The 15,615-nt window shown below is 64.3% G+C and carries 11 protein-coding genes; 8 read left to right on the top strand and 3 right to left on the bottom strand.

Annotation, left to right across the window (positions count from 1 at the left end; translation table 11 throughout):
- Positions 1-505: 505 nt before the first annotated feature.
- Both NNX37_RS05480 and NNX37_RS05485 read right to left on the bottom strand, forming a co-directional pair.
- Positions 506-1,162 carry a histidine phosphatase family protein gene (locus NNX37_RS05480; RefSeq protein ID WP_255791296.1) on the bottom strand — a complete coding sequence of 219 codons (657 nt, stop codon included), beginning with the start codon at positions 1,160-1,162 and terminating at the stop codon, positions 506-508.
- Positions 1,159-2,682 carry a CCA tRNA nucleotidyltransferase gene (locus tag NNX37_RS05485; RefSeq protein WP_255791297.1) on the bottom strand — a complete coding sequence of 508 codons (1,524 nt, stop codon included), beginning with the start codon at positions 2,680-2,682 and terminating at the stop codon, positions 1,159-1,161. The genes NNX37_RS05480 and NNX37_RS05485 overlap by 4 nt, the downstream gene beginning before the upstream one ends.
- A 143-nt stretch (positions 2,683-2,825) precedes the next feature.
- Between NNX37_RS05485 and NNX37_RS05490 the strand changes: the two genes are divergently transcribed.
- The 7 genes from NNX37_RS05490 to NNX37_RS05520 all read left to right on the top strand — a co-directional run bounded on the left by NNX37_RS05490 (position 2,826) and on the right by NNX37_RS05520 (position 11,269).
- Positions 2,826-3,356 (top strand): NUDIX hydrolase, encoded by a 531-nt coding sequence (locus NNX37_RS05490; protein WP_255791298.1) that lies wholly within the window; start codon positions 2,826-2,828, stop codon positions 3,354-3,356.
- 56 nt (positions 3,357-3,412) lie between these two features.
- A complete protein-coding gene (murJ, locus tag NNX37_RS05495) occupies positions 3,413-5,074 on the top strand; it encodes a murein biosynthesis integral membrane protein MurJ (protein ID WP_255791299.1) in 1,662 nt (553 codons plus the stop codon).
- Between the two features lie 179 nt (positions 5,075-5,253).
- Positions 5,254-6,756, top strand: a complete 1,503-nt coding sequence (locus NNX37_RS05500) for a discoidin domain-containing protein (protein ID WP_255791300.1) — start codon at positions 5,254-5,256, stop codon at positions 6,754-6,756.
- Positions 6,757-6,916: 160 nt separating this feature from the next.
- Positions 6,917-7,945: a thioredoxin-disulfide reductase gene (trxB, locus tag NNX37_RS05505; RefSeq protein ID WP_255791301.1), complete on the top strand. Its 1,029-nt coding sequence runs from the start codon at positions 6,917-6,919 to the stop codon at positions 7,943-7,945.
- A gap of 27 nt (positions 7,946-7,972) precedes the next feature.
- Complete coding sequence (trxA, locus tag NNX37_RS05510; protein WP_255791302.1) at positions 7,973-8,299, top strand: thioredoxin; 327 nt, start codon at positions 7,973-7,975, stop codon at positions 8,297-8,299.
- Between the two features lie 6 nt (positions 8,300-8,305).
- Positions 8,306-9,499, top strand: a complete 1,194-nt coding sequence (locus NNX37_RS05515; RefSeq protein WP_255791303.1) for a peptidoglycan-binding protein — start codon at positions 8,306-8,308, stop codon at positions 9,497-9,499.
- A 465-nt stretch (positions 9,500-9,964) separates the two neighbouring features.
- Positions 9,965-11,269, top strand: a complete 1,305-nt coding sequence (locus NNX37_RS05520; protein ID WP_255791304.1) for an oxamate carbamoyltransferase subunit AllG family protein — start codon at positions 9,965-9,967, stop codon at positions 11,267-11,269.
- A 27-nt stretch (positions 11,270-11,296) separates the two neighbouring features.
- On the opposite strand, the gene NNX37_RS05525 is transcribed toward NNX37_RS05520, so the two are convergent.
- Positions 11,297-11,863 (bottom strand): ArsR/SmtB family transcription factor, encoded by a 567-nt coding sequence (locus NNX37_RS05525; protein ID WP_255791305.1) that lies wholly within the window; start codon positions 11,861-11,863, stop codon positions 11,297-11,299.
- Positions 11,864-11,922: 59 nt separating this feature from the next.
- Between NNX37_RS05525 and NNX37_RS05530 the strand changes: the two genes are divergently transcribed.
- Positions 11,923-13,200, top strand: a complete 1,278-nt coding sequence (locus NNX37_RS05530; protein ID WP_255791306.1) for an MFS transporter — start codon at positions 11,923-11,925, stop codon at positions 13,198-13,200.
- Positions 13,201-15,615: the final 2,415 nt, after the last annotated feature.

The following is a 15,615-nucleotide window of genomic DNA, read 5'->3' on the forward strand; positions in this document are numbered from 1 at the left end:
CGGCACGATTCAAGGGGAATGCCGGCTGCTGGACAGCACATAAACCCCGGCGCCGCCGGGCGGCTCCCTGGGAGGAGCGGCGCCGAGGGTCTAGTGCCGGAGAAGTTGTGCGTGATGCCTGCACCGGAGGCGCTGGGCGGCTTTGCCGGGGCGGCAGCGTCTACGCTGGAACGCCCGGCCGGCCTGCAGCCGCGGTAAACCGCGAATCAACGTACAGCCAGCCCGAGAGGACCGAAGACGGTACCCGAGGGAAGGATGGCCGGAGATTGCCGCCGGCATTGCCACCGGTTCCAACAATGTGAATGCCATTAGTGTTCATCAATCTCCACCTCCTGTTTGCGGTACCCGGGGTACTGGACACGGGAATCCAGTTCGGTCTAAAGCGGACCATCAAAGTGCCCGCAAAAGAAAGGTACAACAAGCACCCGGACGCTGCCAAGCCCTTTTAGAGAAATTCCGGAAAAACTTTATTTCGGGGCGGGGTGAAACGTTCCTTGCCGCAGTGTCAGAGGTTCCAACCCACAACGGCAGGAGTGTGCTTATCCCAGCCGAGGGTGCAGACCGCCGCGGTGCTCAAGGCGAAATGCCGACCCATCTCGGGAGGAAGACCCAGCCAGCGGGCCGCCAGGATGCGCAGGAAATGGCCGTGCGCCACAAGGAGGACTTTCTCCACCGGCACGGCCTCGGGATCGCGGTCCATTTCAGTTCCGGAGCCGGCCTGCACGGAGGAGATGATGCGGTCTGCCCGTTCGGCCACCTGGGCCAGGGTTTCCCCGTTGGGCACACCGTCCTTCCAGATCAGGTAACCCGGATTCTCGGCGCGGACCTGGCGGCTGTTGCGGCCCTCGTTGTCGCCGTAGTCCCATTCGTGGGCATGCGGAACCACCTCGGGGTCAGGGTAGCCGACCAGTTCCGCGGTGCGGCGGGCACGGATCAGCGGGGAGGAGAGCACCCGGTCGAACGCCACCGGGCCGATCTTCTCACGGGCGGCTACGGCCTGCGCCTCGCCCTCCGGGGTCAGCGGAATGTCCGTGAGGCCGGTGTAGTTGCCTTCACGGGACCATTCGGTCTCACCGTGGCGCAGCAGCCAGAGACGGGGCAGCCGGGTTCCGGAGGGAGTCAGGTCCGGAACTGCCGGTCCGAAGTTTTCCCCGTTGCTCATTTGCTGTCCTTCTCGTTCGTCCCGGGTGATTCCGGTTCCCCGGAGGGTTCCTTTTCCGTTGTATCAGGTGTTGTGCCACCGGCGGCAACCGGGTTTTCGGGCTGCTCGGCCCACCAGGCGCGGAGCAGCTGCGCTGTTTCCTCCTCGCTGCGGGGTCCGTTCTCCATCCGTTCCTCGAGCAGGAACCGGTACGCGCGTCCCACCACCGGGCCAGGCCGGATCTGCAGCAGGGCCATGATCTGCTCGCCGTCCAGGTCCGGGCGGATGGCGGCCAGCTCCTCCTGCTCCGCCAGGGCGGCAATCCGCTGTTCCAGGTCGTCATAGGCGAAGGCCAGCCGCTCGGCCTTGCGCCGGTTGCGGGTGGTCACGTCGGAGCGCGTGAGGCGGTGCAGGCGCTGCAGCAGCGGCCCGGCGTCGTTCACGTACCGCCGCACCGCCGAGTCGGTCCAGCCCGCGTCGCCGTACCCGTAGAAGCGCATGTGCAGCTCCACCAGCCGGGCGACGGCCTTGATGGTGTCATTGTCGAACCGCAGGGCCTTCATGCGCTTGGCAGTGAGCTTGGCGCCCACGCCGTCGTGGTGAAGGAAACTGACGGAGCCGTTTGGCTCGAAACGCCGCGTGGCCGGCTTGCCGACGTCGTGCATCAGGGCAGCGAAACGCAGGACGAAGTCCGGCGCCGGCACCGGACCCTCGCTGCCGGTTTCCAGCTCGCAGGCCTGGCGGAGCACCGTCAGCGAGTGCTGGTACACGTCCTTGTGCCGGTGGTGCTCGTCGATCTCCAGCCGAAGGGCCGAGACCTCGGGCAGCACGTGGTCGGCCAGACCGCTCTCCACCAGCAGGTCCACACCGGTCCATGGAGCCTTCCCGCAGATCAGCTTGGTCAGTTCATCCCGGACCCGTTCGGCGGAGATGATCCCGATCCGTCCGGCCATCTCCCGCATCGCTTCAAAGACATCCGGTGCCACTTCCACGCCCAGCTGGGAGGCGAAGCGGGCGGCCCGCATCATGCGCAGCGGATCGTCGGAGAACGACGTCGACGGCGCACCCGGGGTGCGCACCATGCCGGCGTGCAGGTCGCGGGCTCCGCCGAAGGGATCCACCAGTTCCATGGACGGCAGCCGCAGCGCCATCGCGTTCATGGTGAAGTCACGGCGGAACAGGTCGTCTTCAAGCTTGTCGCCGAAAGCCACGGCGGGCTTGCGGGAGTCGGGATCATAGGCATCGGCGCGGTAGGTCGTGACCTCCACCTGGAAGCCGTCCTTGCGCATGCCGATGGTGCCGAACTCCCGGCCGATCTCCCAGTAGGTGTCGGCCCAGCCCTTGATGATCCGGATGATGTCGTCCGGGCGCGCGTTGGTGGTGAAATCCAGGTCGGGGGAAACCCTGCCCAGGAACAGGTCGCGGACGGGACCGCCAACGAGCGAAAGCTCGTACCCGGCATCCTCGAAACGCGCACCGAGGTCCGGGATCACGTCGGGTAACGGGGAGTTCAAGGCCGAACTATCAAAAAGGTGCACCATAGTGCTTTAAGCCTGCCAGATAAAACAGCGAAGACCGACAACAGGGCTTCGCCGACGGGCGGACACGCCGAGGGTTCCCGCTTCCTCCCCGGCAGCCCGGATAACAGTCATCATCGCCGGGCAAAGATCGTTACAGTGGGAGTATGGCCCATCCCGTACCGAGCGCCCCCAAGCGGACCCCGTTGACAGCGTCAATGGGCGGCGCCGGTGCGCATTCGGTACATGCGCCCCTCCCCACGGTCGAGGAAGTGTCCGCCGGCGGGATTGTGGTGGACACCTCCACCGGGCAGCTGCAGGTCGCCATCATCGCCCGCCTGAACCGCGGCGGGCGGCTGGAATGGTGCCTGCCGAAGGGCCATCCCGAAAACGACGAAGACAACCAGGCCGCTGCCATCCGGGAAATCGCTGAGGAAACCGGCATTGACGGCCGCATCCTCACGGCGCTGGGCAGCATTGACTACTGGTTCACGGTCAGCGGGCACCGCGTGCATAAGACGGTCCATCACTTCCTTCTCGAGGCCTGCGGCGGGCACCTGACCATCGAAAACGATCCGGACCATGAGGCCGTGGATGTTGCCTGGGTTCCGTTGGCAGAACTCGGCCGGAGACTCTCCTTCCCCAACGAGCGCCGCATCGCGGACCTCGCCCGCGAGATCCTCCCCCGCTACCTCTGACCCGCCCCGGCGCCGGTTGAGGCAATCCGGACCCGAGGTGAGAACATAGGGTCACGATGGCCGAAAAGAACATAGCCCCCAGTACCGCGCGTTCGAGCGCCGTGATGGCAGCCGGAACACTCGTTTCCCGCGTCCTAGGATTGGTCCGCACCGCACTGTTGGCAATTGCCATCGGAAACACCGGGCTCGTCACAGACATCTTCAGCTCCGCGAACGTGCTGCCCAACTTCATCTACCTGATGGTGGCCGGCGGCGTCTTCAACGCGGTGCTGGTTCCGCAGATCATCAAGGCAAGCAAGCAGGAAGACCGCGGGACGGAGTATGTCTCCCGGATCCTGACCCTGAGCCTCATGCTGCTGGCAGGCATTGCCCTTGCCGCCACCCTCCTGGCGCGGCCGATCCTGGACTTCGTCCTGTCGCTGAGCCCGGAACAGCTGCCGCTGGCCACCACGTTCGCGTACTGGCTGTTCCCGCAGATCTTCTTCTACGGCGCCTATGCAGTGATCGGGCAGATCCTCAACGCCAACGGCAGGTTCGGTGCCTATATGTGGGCGCCCGTGGTCAACAACATCGTGGCAATCGCCGGCCTGCTCGTCTTCATCACCTTCATCGGCAGGGAGGAGACGTCGTCGTTCTCCCCGGACACCTGGACCGGTCAGGCCACCCTTATCCTCGCCGGCAGCACCACCCTGGGCATCGTGCTGCAGGCCGCCGTACTCCTGTTTCCCCTGCGCCGGCTCGGACTGGGACTGCGGCCGTCCTTCGGGCTGCGGGGCGTGGGGCTGCGGCAGACCGGCAAGGTGGCCAAGTGGACCATCATCACCATGCTGATCGGCAACGGCGCGTACCTGGTCTACACGCATGTGGCCACGATTGCGTCCAAGGCCCGGCCCGAATACCAGGCCATGGGCCAGGAGATCGCCGGCCACCTGAACCTCGAGACGGCGTCGATGCTGTACATCATTCCGCACTCGGTCATCACGCTGTCACTCGCCACCGTGCTGTTCAACAACATGTCCCACGCCTACGCGGAAAAGGACTACGACGGCGTCCGGGAAACCCTCTCGCAGGGGCTGCGGGCAATCGGTGTGGCCACCGTCTTTTGTTCCGCCGTGCTGATTGTCCTGGCCGGACCGATCAGTATCTGGTTCAGCGGCGGGTCGAATGTCTCGGCCGCCCTGCAGGCCCAGGTGCTGGTGCTGCTGGCTGTTACTGCCCCCTTCCTCAGCGCCACGTTCCTGATGAACCGCGCCTTCTACGCCAACGAGGACGGCCGGACCCCGCTGATCATGCAGGTCATCCTCTCGGCCCTCGGCATCGGCCTGGCCCTGGCCGCGGCCACCCTGCCTGCTGACAAGATCGTCTTTGCCCTGGCCGGAGCCTATTCAGTAGGCAACATTGCCGCCGTCATCGTGAGCCATATCTTCCTGAAGCGCAGCCTCGGGGACTACGGCGGAGCCAGGGTCTTTGACGTGCACGTCCGTCTGGTGGTTGCGGCCCTTGCTGCGGGGGCCGTCGGTTCCGCAGGGCTTGCCCTGCTGGGCGGATACTCGACCGGAGGCTTTGCCTGGCAGTCGGTCCCGTCAGCCACCGTCACCATGGTGGTCTGCGGCGGTCTTATGGCCGTGGTGTACTACCTGATGCTGCGTGTGCTGAAGGTGCAGGAGCTCGATGCGTTCCTCCGGCCGCTCCTTGCCAAACTCCGCCGAACTCCCTAAAGTGCCTGCTCCGGCATTCTGAGAAGTCACAGGTAGCATGGGAACACAGCAGGCAGTTCAGGGCTGCGGCAGCCGGCCGTGTTCCGTGTCCGTGAACAAAGATCCAAGTATGCATGGTCAGATACGCAGAGTCAGATAATCCTGACGCAGTCTTATTGCCGTTTTCATGGGAGGAACACGTGCCACAGTCGGTAGACGTCGGTTCAGTACTGGGCGGCCGTTACAAGGTGACAGCCCGGGTACTCGCCTCAGCGGAGCAGGATCTGGTGCTCGACGGTGTGGACCAGGTCCTCAACCGTTCCGTCAGCATCCTCGTAGCCGCCCCCGTGAACGCCAGCCAGGTCTCGGCAAGCGCCCGTGAAATCGCCACCGGTGAACGCTACGGCAACGTTCAGGTGCTCGATCTGGGGGTCAGTGACGGCCGCACCTATCTGGTCACGAACGATGCCAATGCTGCGGATCTGCTGGATCTCGTGATCGAGCGGGATGCCCCCTATGTAGAGCCGTTCTTCACCGACACCCTGGGCTCGGAAATCTTCGGTATGCCCCGCTCCCGTGAGCCTGAAACCGATGGGGAAGACCGCTACGAAGAGCATGAGGAGCGGGAGCCCCGCAAGCCGCTGCTCTCCGGCATCCACAAGCCCAAGTTGCCGCGGTTCGGCCGGAACGGCGCGGCGGCCGGCGCGGTCGCCGGGGCCGGGTCCGCCGCTGCGGAACGCGATCTCGAGTTCGGGGATGCCGCCGGTGAACCTGCGGAAGCAGCCACCGGAGGTGCCAATGTTCCCCCGGCACCGGCCACCCGGCCCAAGCAGCCCGCGGCGGCCAAGGTCACCAAGTGGGAAGAGGACGAGGAAGCCCGGGAGGTGCCGGTTCCGGAACGCGGCGCGCGTTCGGCGTCGACTTTCCCCAAGTCCGCCCTGGCCGCAGGCAACTATGAGGACGACGGCTACGCCTCCGACAGCGACGCCTACGGCAATGCGGACGAAGACTACGACGACGACAGTGCCACGGACAGGCCGAACCGCAAGTCCGGCCGCGTGCTCATTGGTGCGGTCCTGAGCCTCGTGCTCGTCCTGGCCGTGGTTCTCGCGCTCTCCCAGCTGGGCAAAATGGGGGACATGTTCGCGTCCGGCCAGGAGGCGGAAGCTTCAACCGCTCCGACGCAGGAAGCCGCACCGGCAGCCCCGGACGCGAGCGAAGCGGCACCCGCGCCGGCTCCGGCGGCGGAAATTGCCGGCATCACCCGCGTCGTTCCGGGAAACCCGCAGCTCGATTCTGCCAGCGACGGCGCCCTGCCGCAGATCATCGACGGCAATCCGTCCTCCTACTGGTCCAGCTATGTGTACGCCAGCGACACCTTCGGCGGACTCGCACCGAGCCTTGCCCTGGTAGTGGACCTGGGCGCTGAATCGGCAGTCAATGAGGTGAACATCACCCAGCTGAACGGCACGGGCGGCAGCTTCTCCGTGATGCTCAACGACACCCCGGATCTGGAGGGGGCGACGTCGGTGGCCCAGAGCGGCTTCACCGGCCCCACCACCAGCATTCCGGTGCCCAAAACGGATGATCAGGCTGCCTCCGCCCGGTACGTGATTATCAACTTCACGCAGCTGCCCCGCCTGAGCGGCGTACAGGCCGCGTACCCCTGGGGCCTGAGGATCGCCGAAATCGGCGTGTCCTGACTCTGCGCTTCGGTCGCGGCCGCCCGGCCGCGACCGAAGCACCACCGCCGCCGGAATAAGCTGGAGACGATAGTGGTTGTGCAGGGTGATCCACTCGTCGAATCGGCCCTGCATATTCGGTTCGCATTTTTAGTTCAACAAGGAAGAGGTTCACCGCCCCGTGAGCACCGCAAACCCCGTTGCCTCTGCCGGCGACGTCCGCGAGGTCATCATCGTCGGCTCCGGCCCCTCCGGATACACCGCCGCAGTCTACGCAGCGCGTGCCAACCTGAAGCCGCTCCTGATCGCCGGCTCCGTCACCGCCGGCGGCGAGCTGATGAACACCACGGACGTCGAGAACTTCCCCGGGTTCCCCGAAGGAATCATGGGTCCGGACCTGATGGCGAACTTCGAAAAGCAGGCAGCACGTTTCGGAACGGAAATCCTTTTCGAGGACGTCACCGAGGTCAGGCTCGACGGCGACATCAAGACGGTCACCATCGGTACCGGTGAAACCTTCCGTGCCCGGGCCATCATCATTTCCACCGGTTCCGCTTACCGGGAACTTGGCCTGCCGGACGAAAAGCGCCTCTCCGGCCGCGGCGTGAGCTGGTGCGCAACGTGTGACGGCTTCTTCTTCAAGGGCCAGGACATTGCTGTCGTAGGCGGCGGCGACTCCGCTCTGGAGGAGGCCCTGTTCCTCACCAAGTTCGCCTCTTCGGTGACGGTGGTCCACCGCCGGGACAGCCTGCGTGCCTCCAAGATCATGCAGGAGCGCGCCCTGTCGCATGAGAAGATCCGCTTTGCCTGGGATTCTGAAGTAGCTGCCATCCGCGGCGAGGACAAGGTCACCGGCCTCGTGCTGCGCAACACCAAGGACGGCTCCGAGTCGGAGCTTCCCGTCACGGGCGTGTTCGTGGCCATCGGCAACGACCCCCGGGTGGACCTCGTACGCGGCCAGCTGGAACTCACCGAGGAAGGCACCATCGCCGTCCTCGGCCGCACCTCGAAGACCTCGCTGCCGGGCGTTTTCGCGGCAGGCGACGTCATCGACCCGACGTACCGGCAGGCCATCACGGCCTCCGGCTCCGGCTGCGTGGCCGCCGTCGACGTCGAGCACTACCTCGCCGATCTGGGCGACTCCGTTGCCACGGCCGCGGAGGTCCCCACCCCGGCGTCCGAATCTGTTTCCGAACACGCCGCCCTTTAATTTCCGTTCTTTGTTAGGAGAGCAAAAATGAGCAGTGCCAAAGCAGTAACCGACGCTTCCTTCGGTACCGATGTCCTGACCGCCGAGAAGCCCGTCATCGTGGACTTCTGGGCCGAATGGTGCGGCCCCTGCCGCATGCTGTCCCCCATCCTCGACGACATTGCCGCACAGTACAGCGACAAGGTCGACGTGGTGAAGGTCAACGTGGACGAAAACCCCGCGATCGCCGCCCAGTACGGCATCACGTCCATCCCGGCGGTTTACGTGTTCCAGGGCGGTGAGGTTGCGGCGACTTCCATCGGCGCCAAGCCGAAGCAGGTCCTGGAGCAGGAATTCGCGGCCTTCCTGAAGTAAATATCAATGACTGTGCATGCTGAAAGCCTGCGGAGGCTGGATGCCAGCCGGCGTGTGGTGGCGCTTCGTGAAGCGTTGCTGCGCGCCGGCGTCACCCTGTCCTACCTGGCACCGGACGCCGTAAACGATCCGACCATTTTCGATGACCACGTCGACGCCGCGGTCCGCGCTTTCCAGCAAAGCCGCGGCCTGATTGTTGACGGGGTCGCCGGGCCGGATACGCAGCGCGCGCTTTCCGAAGCACAGTTCCGGTTCGGGGACCGCACCCTGAACTACGTCGAGGGTGCGCAGCTGCGGGGCGACGACGTCGCTGAACTGCAGCGTCATTTGTCGCATCTGGGTTTCTACTACGGCCATATCGACGGCAGTTTCGGCGTGCGTACCCGCTATGCAGTAGCCGAACTGCAGCAGAACCTCGGCCTGCCGGGCAGCGGGGTATGCGACGGCGACACCATGCGCTCCATGTCCCGGGTGAACCGTGCCATCACTCCCAGCCAGGCCTTCGCCCTGCGTGACTACGAACGGCTGGACCGTTCCACCGCAGCCCTGCGCGGGCGCGTCATTTCGGTGAACATCGGCCGTTCCCGGCTTGAGTCCCCGCATGCCGCCGAGCGGCTCAGCGGGGATCCGCTGACCGAGCAGCTGGTCACCACGGACATCGCGGGGCGCGTGGAACGCATCCTGCGGGAATTCGGTGCCCTGCTGGTGCCGCAGCAGCGCGAGCCGATGCGGGAGGCAGGGTCGCGGCGGAACCCGCCCAGCCTGAACCTGGACATCCACTGCGACTGGCTGGACCAGCAGGCAGCCTCCGGCATGGCCGCCTATTACTGGGGTCTTCCCGGCACCGGAGAGGCGCGCTCCCCCATCGGCCACCGTGCAGCCATCCTCCTGATGAAGGAGCTGGGCGCCCGCACCGACCTGGACAATCTGGGTGTCCACGCCCGCACCTGGGACACCTTGAAAGTGCCGGGTGTGCCGTCCGTCGGGCTTGATCTGGGTTATCTCAGCAACGCGCACGACGCCGAGCGCCTCGCCGATCCAGTCTTCCGCCAGACGGTTGCCGATTCCATTGTGATCGGAATCCAGCGCCTGTACCTGCTGGAAGAGGAAGACCAGCCCACGGGAACCCTGGCCCTGGACGACGTGCTGAAGTTCAACCCGAGGGAAGATCCGGCTGCCCGGCGGGTTTCGGGCCTGTAGGTTCCCTCTTCCCAGGCTGCCTCAGGACGGCTTGAGGGCGCTGATGAATCCCTGTGCCTGCCGCTCCCGGCCTGCCGGAGCGCGGCTCAGAGTGGCGCGGACCCGGAAACCGTTGTGGCTTCCCGGGCCAGACAGACCATGCGCCGCGAGATGTCGCATCAGTCGACCGCCAGCGCAGCGAGAGTGTCGAGATAGGTAATCATCCGTCCGGGTCCGCATCCTGCGTCCAGGATGGCTGCCCCTGACGGAAGTGACGCGGCAAATTCCCTCACCATGGCCAGCTCCTAGGTCCGTTTCCGGGTCACCTTCCCTGCCGGCGGTGGGGATTAGCTCCGCATAGGAGCGGGCGACGACGTCGTATGCGCGCGCGACGTCGGCGGCCGCAACCCCCGTGTCTTCCTCCTCCATGGCACCAACGTACCGTCCCGCATGCCATGCTTCTGCCATGACGACTCGAGGGATCTTATGACGACGAATGCTGTCCGCCTGTCGCCGAATGAGGAAGCCGTCGCTGCGATGCTGTCGGTGGAGCCCTACCTGATTGACGTTCTCCCTGCGGGCGAGGTCGTCCCGGGCATGGGCAAAGACACGATACTCGTCTCGGGGCCCCTGATGCGCTGGCAGGATTACACCGGATGCCAACGCTTCGCGGTTGTTGGCGCTGCATTATTTGAAGGTCTGGCCTCCTCTGAAGCAGAGGCGGATGCCCTGCTCCGTTCGGGCGCTATCCGGCTGGGCTCCTGTCACGACTACGGCAGCGTAGGTTCCCTCACCGGGGTCTGCACCGCTTCAATGCCGGTTCTTGTGGTGCAGGACCGGGTGTCGGGCAGAACGGCAACCTGCAGGATGAATGAAGGCCCGGGAACACAGGCACTGACATTCGGATCCCGCGGACCTGCAGTTAGTGCCAACCTTGCCGTCATCAGGGACCAGGTGGCTCCGTCCCTTGGCCGCATCCTTCGTGACGCGCCGTTGCCGCTCCTGCCGGTCATGGCTTCGGCCCTGTCCATGGGGGACGAACTTCATGGAAGGTCAAAGGCTGCGGCGCTCCTGTTCCGGAATGCCATCCTCGAAGGCGTTGTGAACAGTCCCGAAACCTACCCGGACACCGCGGCATTGCTGGCCTACCTCGACACTGCGGTATTTCACTTCCTGCACGTCGCCATGGCGGCCGCGAAGCTGGTGGCTGACGCGGCGGAGGGGATTGCCGGCAGCTCGATCGTCACGGCCATGGCAATGAACGAGAAGGAGTTTGGTGTTCGGATTTCCGGCGTTCCCGGGCAATGGTTCCGTGCACCGCTGCCCCCAGTCTCCGGGTTTCCCGGAAGGTTCATGGCACCTTGGACCTCCAACGACCTGGGGTATAGCGGAGGCGACAGCCTCATTCTGGAAACGCTCGGCTTGGGCGGCGCTGCCGCTGCCGCTGCCCCTTCGCTGAGCCCCGTCTCCGTTGGAACTCCCGCAGAGATGGCAGACCTGACTACGTCCCTCTTCAAGGTCGCGCTGACGGAGCATCCGACGCTGCGGATACCAGCACTGGGCGGGCGAGGGATTCCGTACGGCTTGGACGTTGCGTCGATTGCCCAGCACCGACTCGTGCCACCGGTGCACCTTGGCGCAACGCTGCGCACCGGCGGCCTGGCCGGGGCCATCTTTTTCACCCCTCCGCTGCAACCGTTCAGCGAGGCCTACGAACACCTGCAGGCTTCTTTACTCGGCGTTTCACGTGAAACAACTGAAGCGGTCTCCGAAAGTAGATGCTTGATCTAAGTCTTTAAAATCAAACAATTGCAATTGTTAGTCCGTGTTTTGCGCAGCTGGAGTCTCGGGTTCCGGTCCGGTGCCGGCGTCGGGGTGGATGGCCAGAAAAAGGGAATAGGGGGTACCGCCGTCCGCAGCTTCCTCCGCTTCGGCTTCGTCTAGCAAATCCTGGACGCGTTCCAGCAGCCTCGCATACCCGTCTTCCGTCAGGCGGATGCCCAGCCGGGAAATCGCGACCTGCTCTGATGCGGGTACTTGCCCGACCTCGGACATAAATGCACCGATCATGGCGCCCCGCAAACGCAGGTCCCGGCCGTCCAGATTCAGTTGCCATGATTTTCCCGTCGCACGGTATGGGATTTCGAATGCGCCACTGGGGCCGGACCGGGCCTCCTGCGGTTCCAGGAAACCCGCCGCAACAAGTTTTCGCACGTGATAAAGCACTGTCGCCGGGTTGGCCGCGAGCTTGGTCGCGATTTCCTTGTTGGTTAGCTGCTCTTTGAGGCAGAGACGCAGGATCCGGATCCGCACCGCCGAAGCAAGGGCTTTTGCCTCATCCTCACTTGCTGACCGCCGGGGGGTCTGCCCGCTCTCCTTTGGCATGCCTGCAGACTACCAGAGGTCTATTGACAAACATCAATCGATTGGCGAGAGTCAACCGCATGACGACTGAAGATGGTGCCGGCAGCAAGGCCAACGGTGGGGTCCTCAAGGATCATGACTTCCGTTTCCTTTTCTATTCCACCTCGCTGAGCCAGTTAGGGCAGCAGATCTCAGGCCTCGCCCTGCCGCTGGTGGCCGTGGTGACCCTCGCTGCCAGTGAATTCGAAGTCGGAATGCTGTCCGCAATGAGCACCGTCGCTTTCCTGCTGATCGGATTGCCTGCCGGCGTCTGGGTTGACCGGCTTCGGTACCGCCACATACTTATCTCATCGGATGTCATCCGAGCGGCCGTACTGCTGACCGTTCCCGCTGCTTGGTGGATGGGAGTCCTGACGGTCTGGCAGCTCTACGCGGTAGCGCTGGTCATGGGCGTCTTCAGCGTCTTCTTCGACGTGGCCTACCAGAGTTACCTCCCACGGCTTATCGGGCGCGGCCAGCTGGTCGAAGGAAATGCCAAACTGGAGACAGTCCATTCTGTGGCGCAACTTGGTGGCCCCGTTGCTGCCGGGCAACTCATTGCCTGGCTCACGGCACCTGTGGCGCTGGCCCTGGATGTCGTCGCCATGGGCCTGTCTGCTCTGTTCATTGGACGCATGCGGTACCGGCAGTCCAAACCGGTGCCCCTCCCAGGATCACGGCTCACTGCCGATATTGCGGAGGGCCTTCGGTTTGTTCTGGGCAATCCGCTGCTCCGCGTCATCGCCGGGTCAACAGCGTTGTTCAACCTTGCCTTCTCGGCCTACACGGCCATGCTGGTGTTCTTCCTGCCCCGTGAACTCGGGCTGGGTGCACACGAGGTCGGCATCGTCTTCTCGGTCCTGGGTGTCGGCGGCCTAGCCGGCGCCCTGGCAACGCGCCGGGTGACCCTGTGGCTGGGTGAGGGAAGGACAATCTGGCTCTCCATGGCTCTGACAGCGCCGTTTGCCCTCCTTCTTCCGGCGGCTCAGGATGGATGGTCAGTCTGGCTTGGCGCCGCCGGGCTGGGCCTAGTCAGCTTCGGAGTAGTTATCTACAACGTTACGCAGGTGAGTTTTCGCCAGCGGGTGACCCCGGACCGCCTGCTGGGGCGCATGAATGCCACGATGCGCTTCCTGGTGTGGGGAACCCAGCCCGTCGGGGCCTTGCTCGGAGGCGTGCTGGGGCAGTTCTACGGTGCGGAGGCTGCGCTCTGGATCGCGGGTACTGCGGCCTGCGCAGCGTTCCTGCCGGTCGCGCTGTCCCCCTTGCGGAAAATGCGGCAGTTGCCGGACGCTTCGCCTGCGTCCCTTCCTTCGTAGTATTTGGCATCGGCTCCGCGCTGCCGATTGCCGTATGCCGGCGCACTGGTCCCACAGGGAGAACTCGTTTCTCCTTGAGACCCGGGAAGTTGAAGGCCGGTTGCGACCGAGTTCCCGAAGCAGGAGCCTGAGCGCCGGTGCTTCCCGGTTACGCCCCGGGGCTCTGCCCCCCCTACCAAACAGAGGTGCGCAGGAAGCGCCGGGAGTAGGTACGGGCTGCTGCAGGAAGCGTGCTGGCGTCCTGTCCTATCGGACAGGCCCTCAGGTTGTCCTGTCCCTGCGGCAGCCGGAGGCGGCCGGAAGCGGCCGGCAACGGGCGTACATGTGTACAGGTACAGCCGGTGCGGGGCACTGCCGCCGCATCCACCCCTTCCCTTCGCCGGGAGGCGCTCAGCCGGCGTGACGTGGGGGGGGGCGGACAAATACGGAATCCAGCCCCCTCGTCCTTCGCGGTGAGGTTCCCCATCCTTCCCTCTTGGGCGGAACTACGCAGACCGACGGCAGCTCTGCTGCGATGCTCTGGAGTGACACCTCCGAAACCTTCCTCGCGGAGCCGTGGACGATGCAGCTGGACCGCTGGGCGCTGACAGGGCAGCTGGGGATTCGTTCAGTGCTTGGTTCGGGCGGGGAGGCCGATCCCTATCGATCCACTGGTTCTGGGCTGCTGCACCCGCAGCGCAGCTTTCCCGCAGCCCTGCCTACCGAAACTGAGCCACCCGCGCGGCAAGTGGTCGCTTTCGGCGAGCGAACGGCCAATGCATTCCACAACAACACCCGGCGGTAAGCACGACTGGCACCACCAGGGGCTTGCCCCCGTGCATTTATTCCAGTCCTGCAACTCGACCCTTGGAAGCCGTGAGCCCGGTCAGATGACGAACCTGGGGAAGTTGGCCCGATTGCACCGATGCCGCGATCCGCTCCTGGTGGCTATGGCACCGGTTGCCTGACCATGTGCTGACGACCTTGGCAGATGACGACAATTAAACTGCCAGATCGCGCGGTCGCACACCAGAGGACAGCGGCCCGCCATCTGCAGGATCCGCAGTATCCATTGGAGATCGCGGCAATAGGATCCTGTGGTTCGGCTAGGGTGCTCCAAAGCTCCTACGCTGCTTCTCTAGTGCTGCACCAGTAGTGAACATCACTGCGTTTCACGTGAAACAGTGAGTTTCAGGGCGTCGCTTCGCACAGAGCGGTGACCGGTATCTTACGGTGTTTGCCATCAGGGATCATGTTCTCAGAATTGCTCCGCGCTTGATGCCAGTGACCGGACGGCTCGTTTAGCTCGACGTTGAACGCCGGCGATCATCTTGAGCGCCGCGGCAGTAGGCGGCCACCACACACACAATAGGTGGGCGGATCATGTCACGAGTGGCTAGCTTTCGCTCACTCAAGCGGATGTGTTAGCTACCTCCCGTGCGCGTATCCATAGTCTTTCCGCCCTTCAAGCATGGGATCCCGCACAATTTGACGCCGTTTCACGTGAAACACGCGTACCGGGACCAGCTCCAGGAACCGTCGGAACGCGCGCACCTCCACCACTTCGCTCGAGGAGCCACCCGTCCTACATCAGTTCGATCCTTGGGCAAGCCACACGTGAGTTCAGCTCCGCACCGGCCACCAACGATGCTGCTTCCAGGCAAGAGTAAGCTACCGAGCTTCACGATGACGCAGTCCGCACACTGGGTCGGGAGATGCTCTTGACCAAGATCAGTTGCGCATGCCCACTCTGCGGTTGTGACGCTTGAAAAGAACCAGTGTGCACGGCCCTCCGGAGGACCTCTTCCGTTTTAGCGGAGCTCAGATAGCACCCGTCCGAGCGATGTTGTTGTCGTCGTTGAGAGCCCACACAGGCGGGCGCCTATCCGAGTATGTTCCAGGAGCTATAAGGCTAATGCGGCGCGGCAGTTGGAACGGACAGGCCAGGGCATGACAACGGTCCAGTGGGGCGCGGGTACGGATCGAAAGGGGGCAGTTTCACGTGAAACATTGCAGCACTGCACTGGCACCCCGATACCCTCGGGCCCGCGCGAATCTAGACCAAGTTCCCCAGGCCGGAGCCATCCTCAGACCGCCGGGGGTAGTACGTCCTGGCACCTACTAACACGGATGGGAGATCCCGCTGCTTGCGAGCAGACCACACGGCCGTATATCAGGAAGGGGCCATTCGGATAGCCCGCCGAATACTGGCGCGCCTCACCGCGGAAGTCATCTGGCAGGCTTACCCCGGAGAAGCAACCAGCAACCGGACAGTACTCGGCGCTGCTTTTCCCATGTTCCGCGTATCCAATGCAATAGCTCTCCTAGCCGACAGCAGCATTTTGGTTCGCATTGGCCGGCCCTCGTTTCACGTGAAACGATGCATCATCTCCGACCCCGAGAGACCATTAAAGAGGGAAGAACCAACGTGCGCAA

Origin of the sequence: Arthrobacter zhaoxinii (genome assembly GCF_024385505.1) — a bacterium.
In the GTDB taxonomy this organism is placed as follows: Bacteria; Actinomycetota; Actinomycetes; order Actinomycetales; family Micrococcaceae; genus Arthrobacter_B; species Arthrobacter_B zhaoxinii.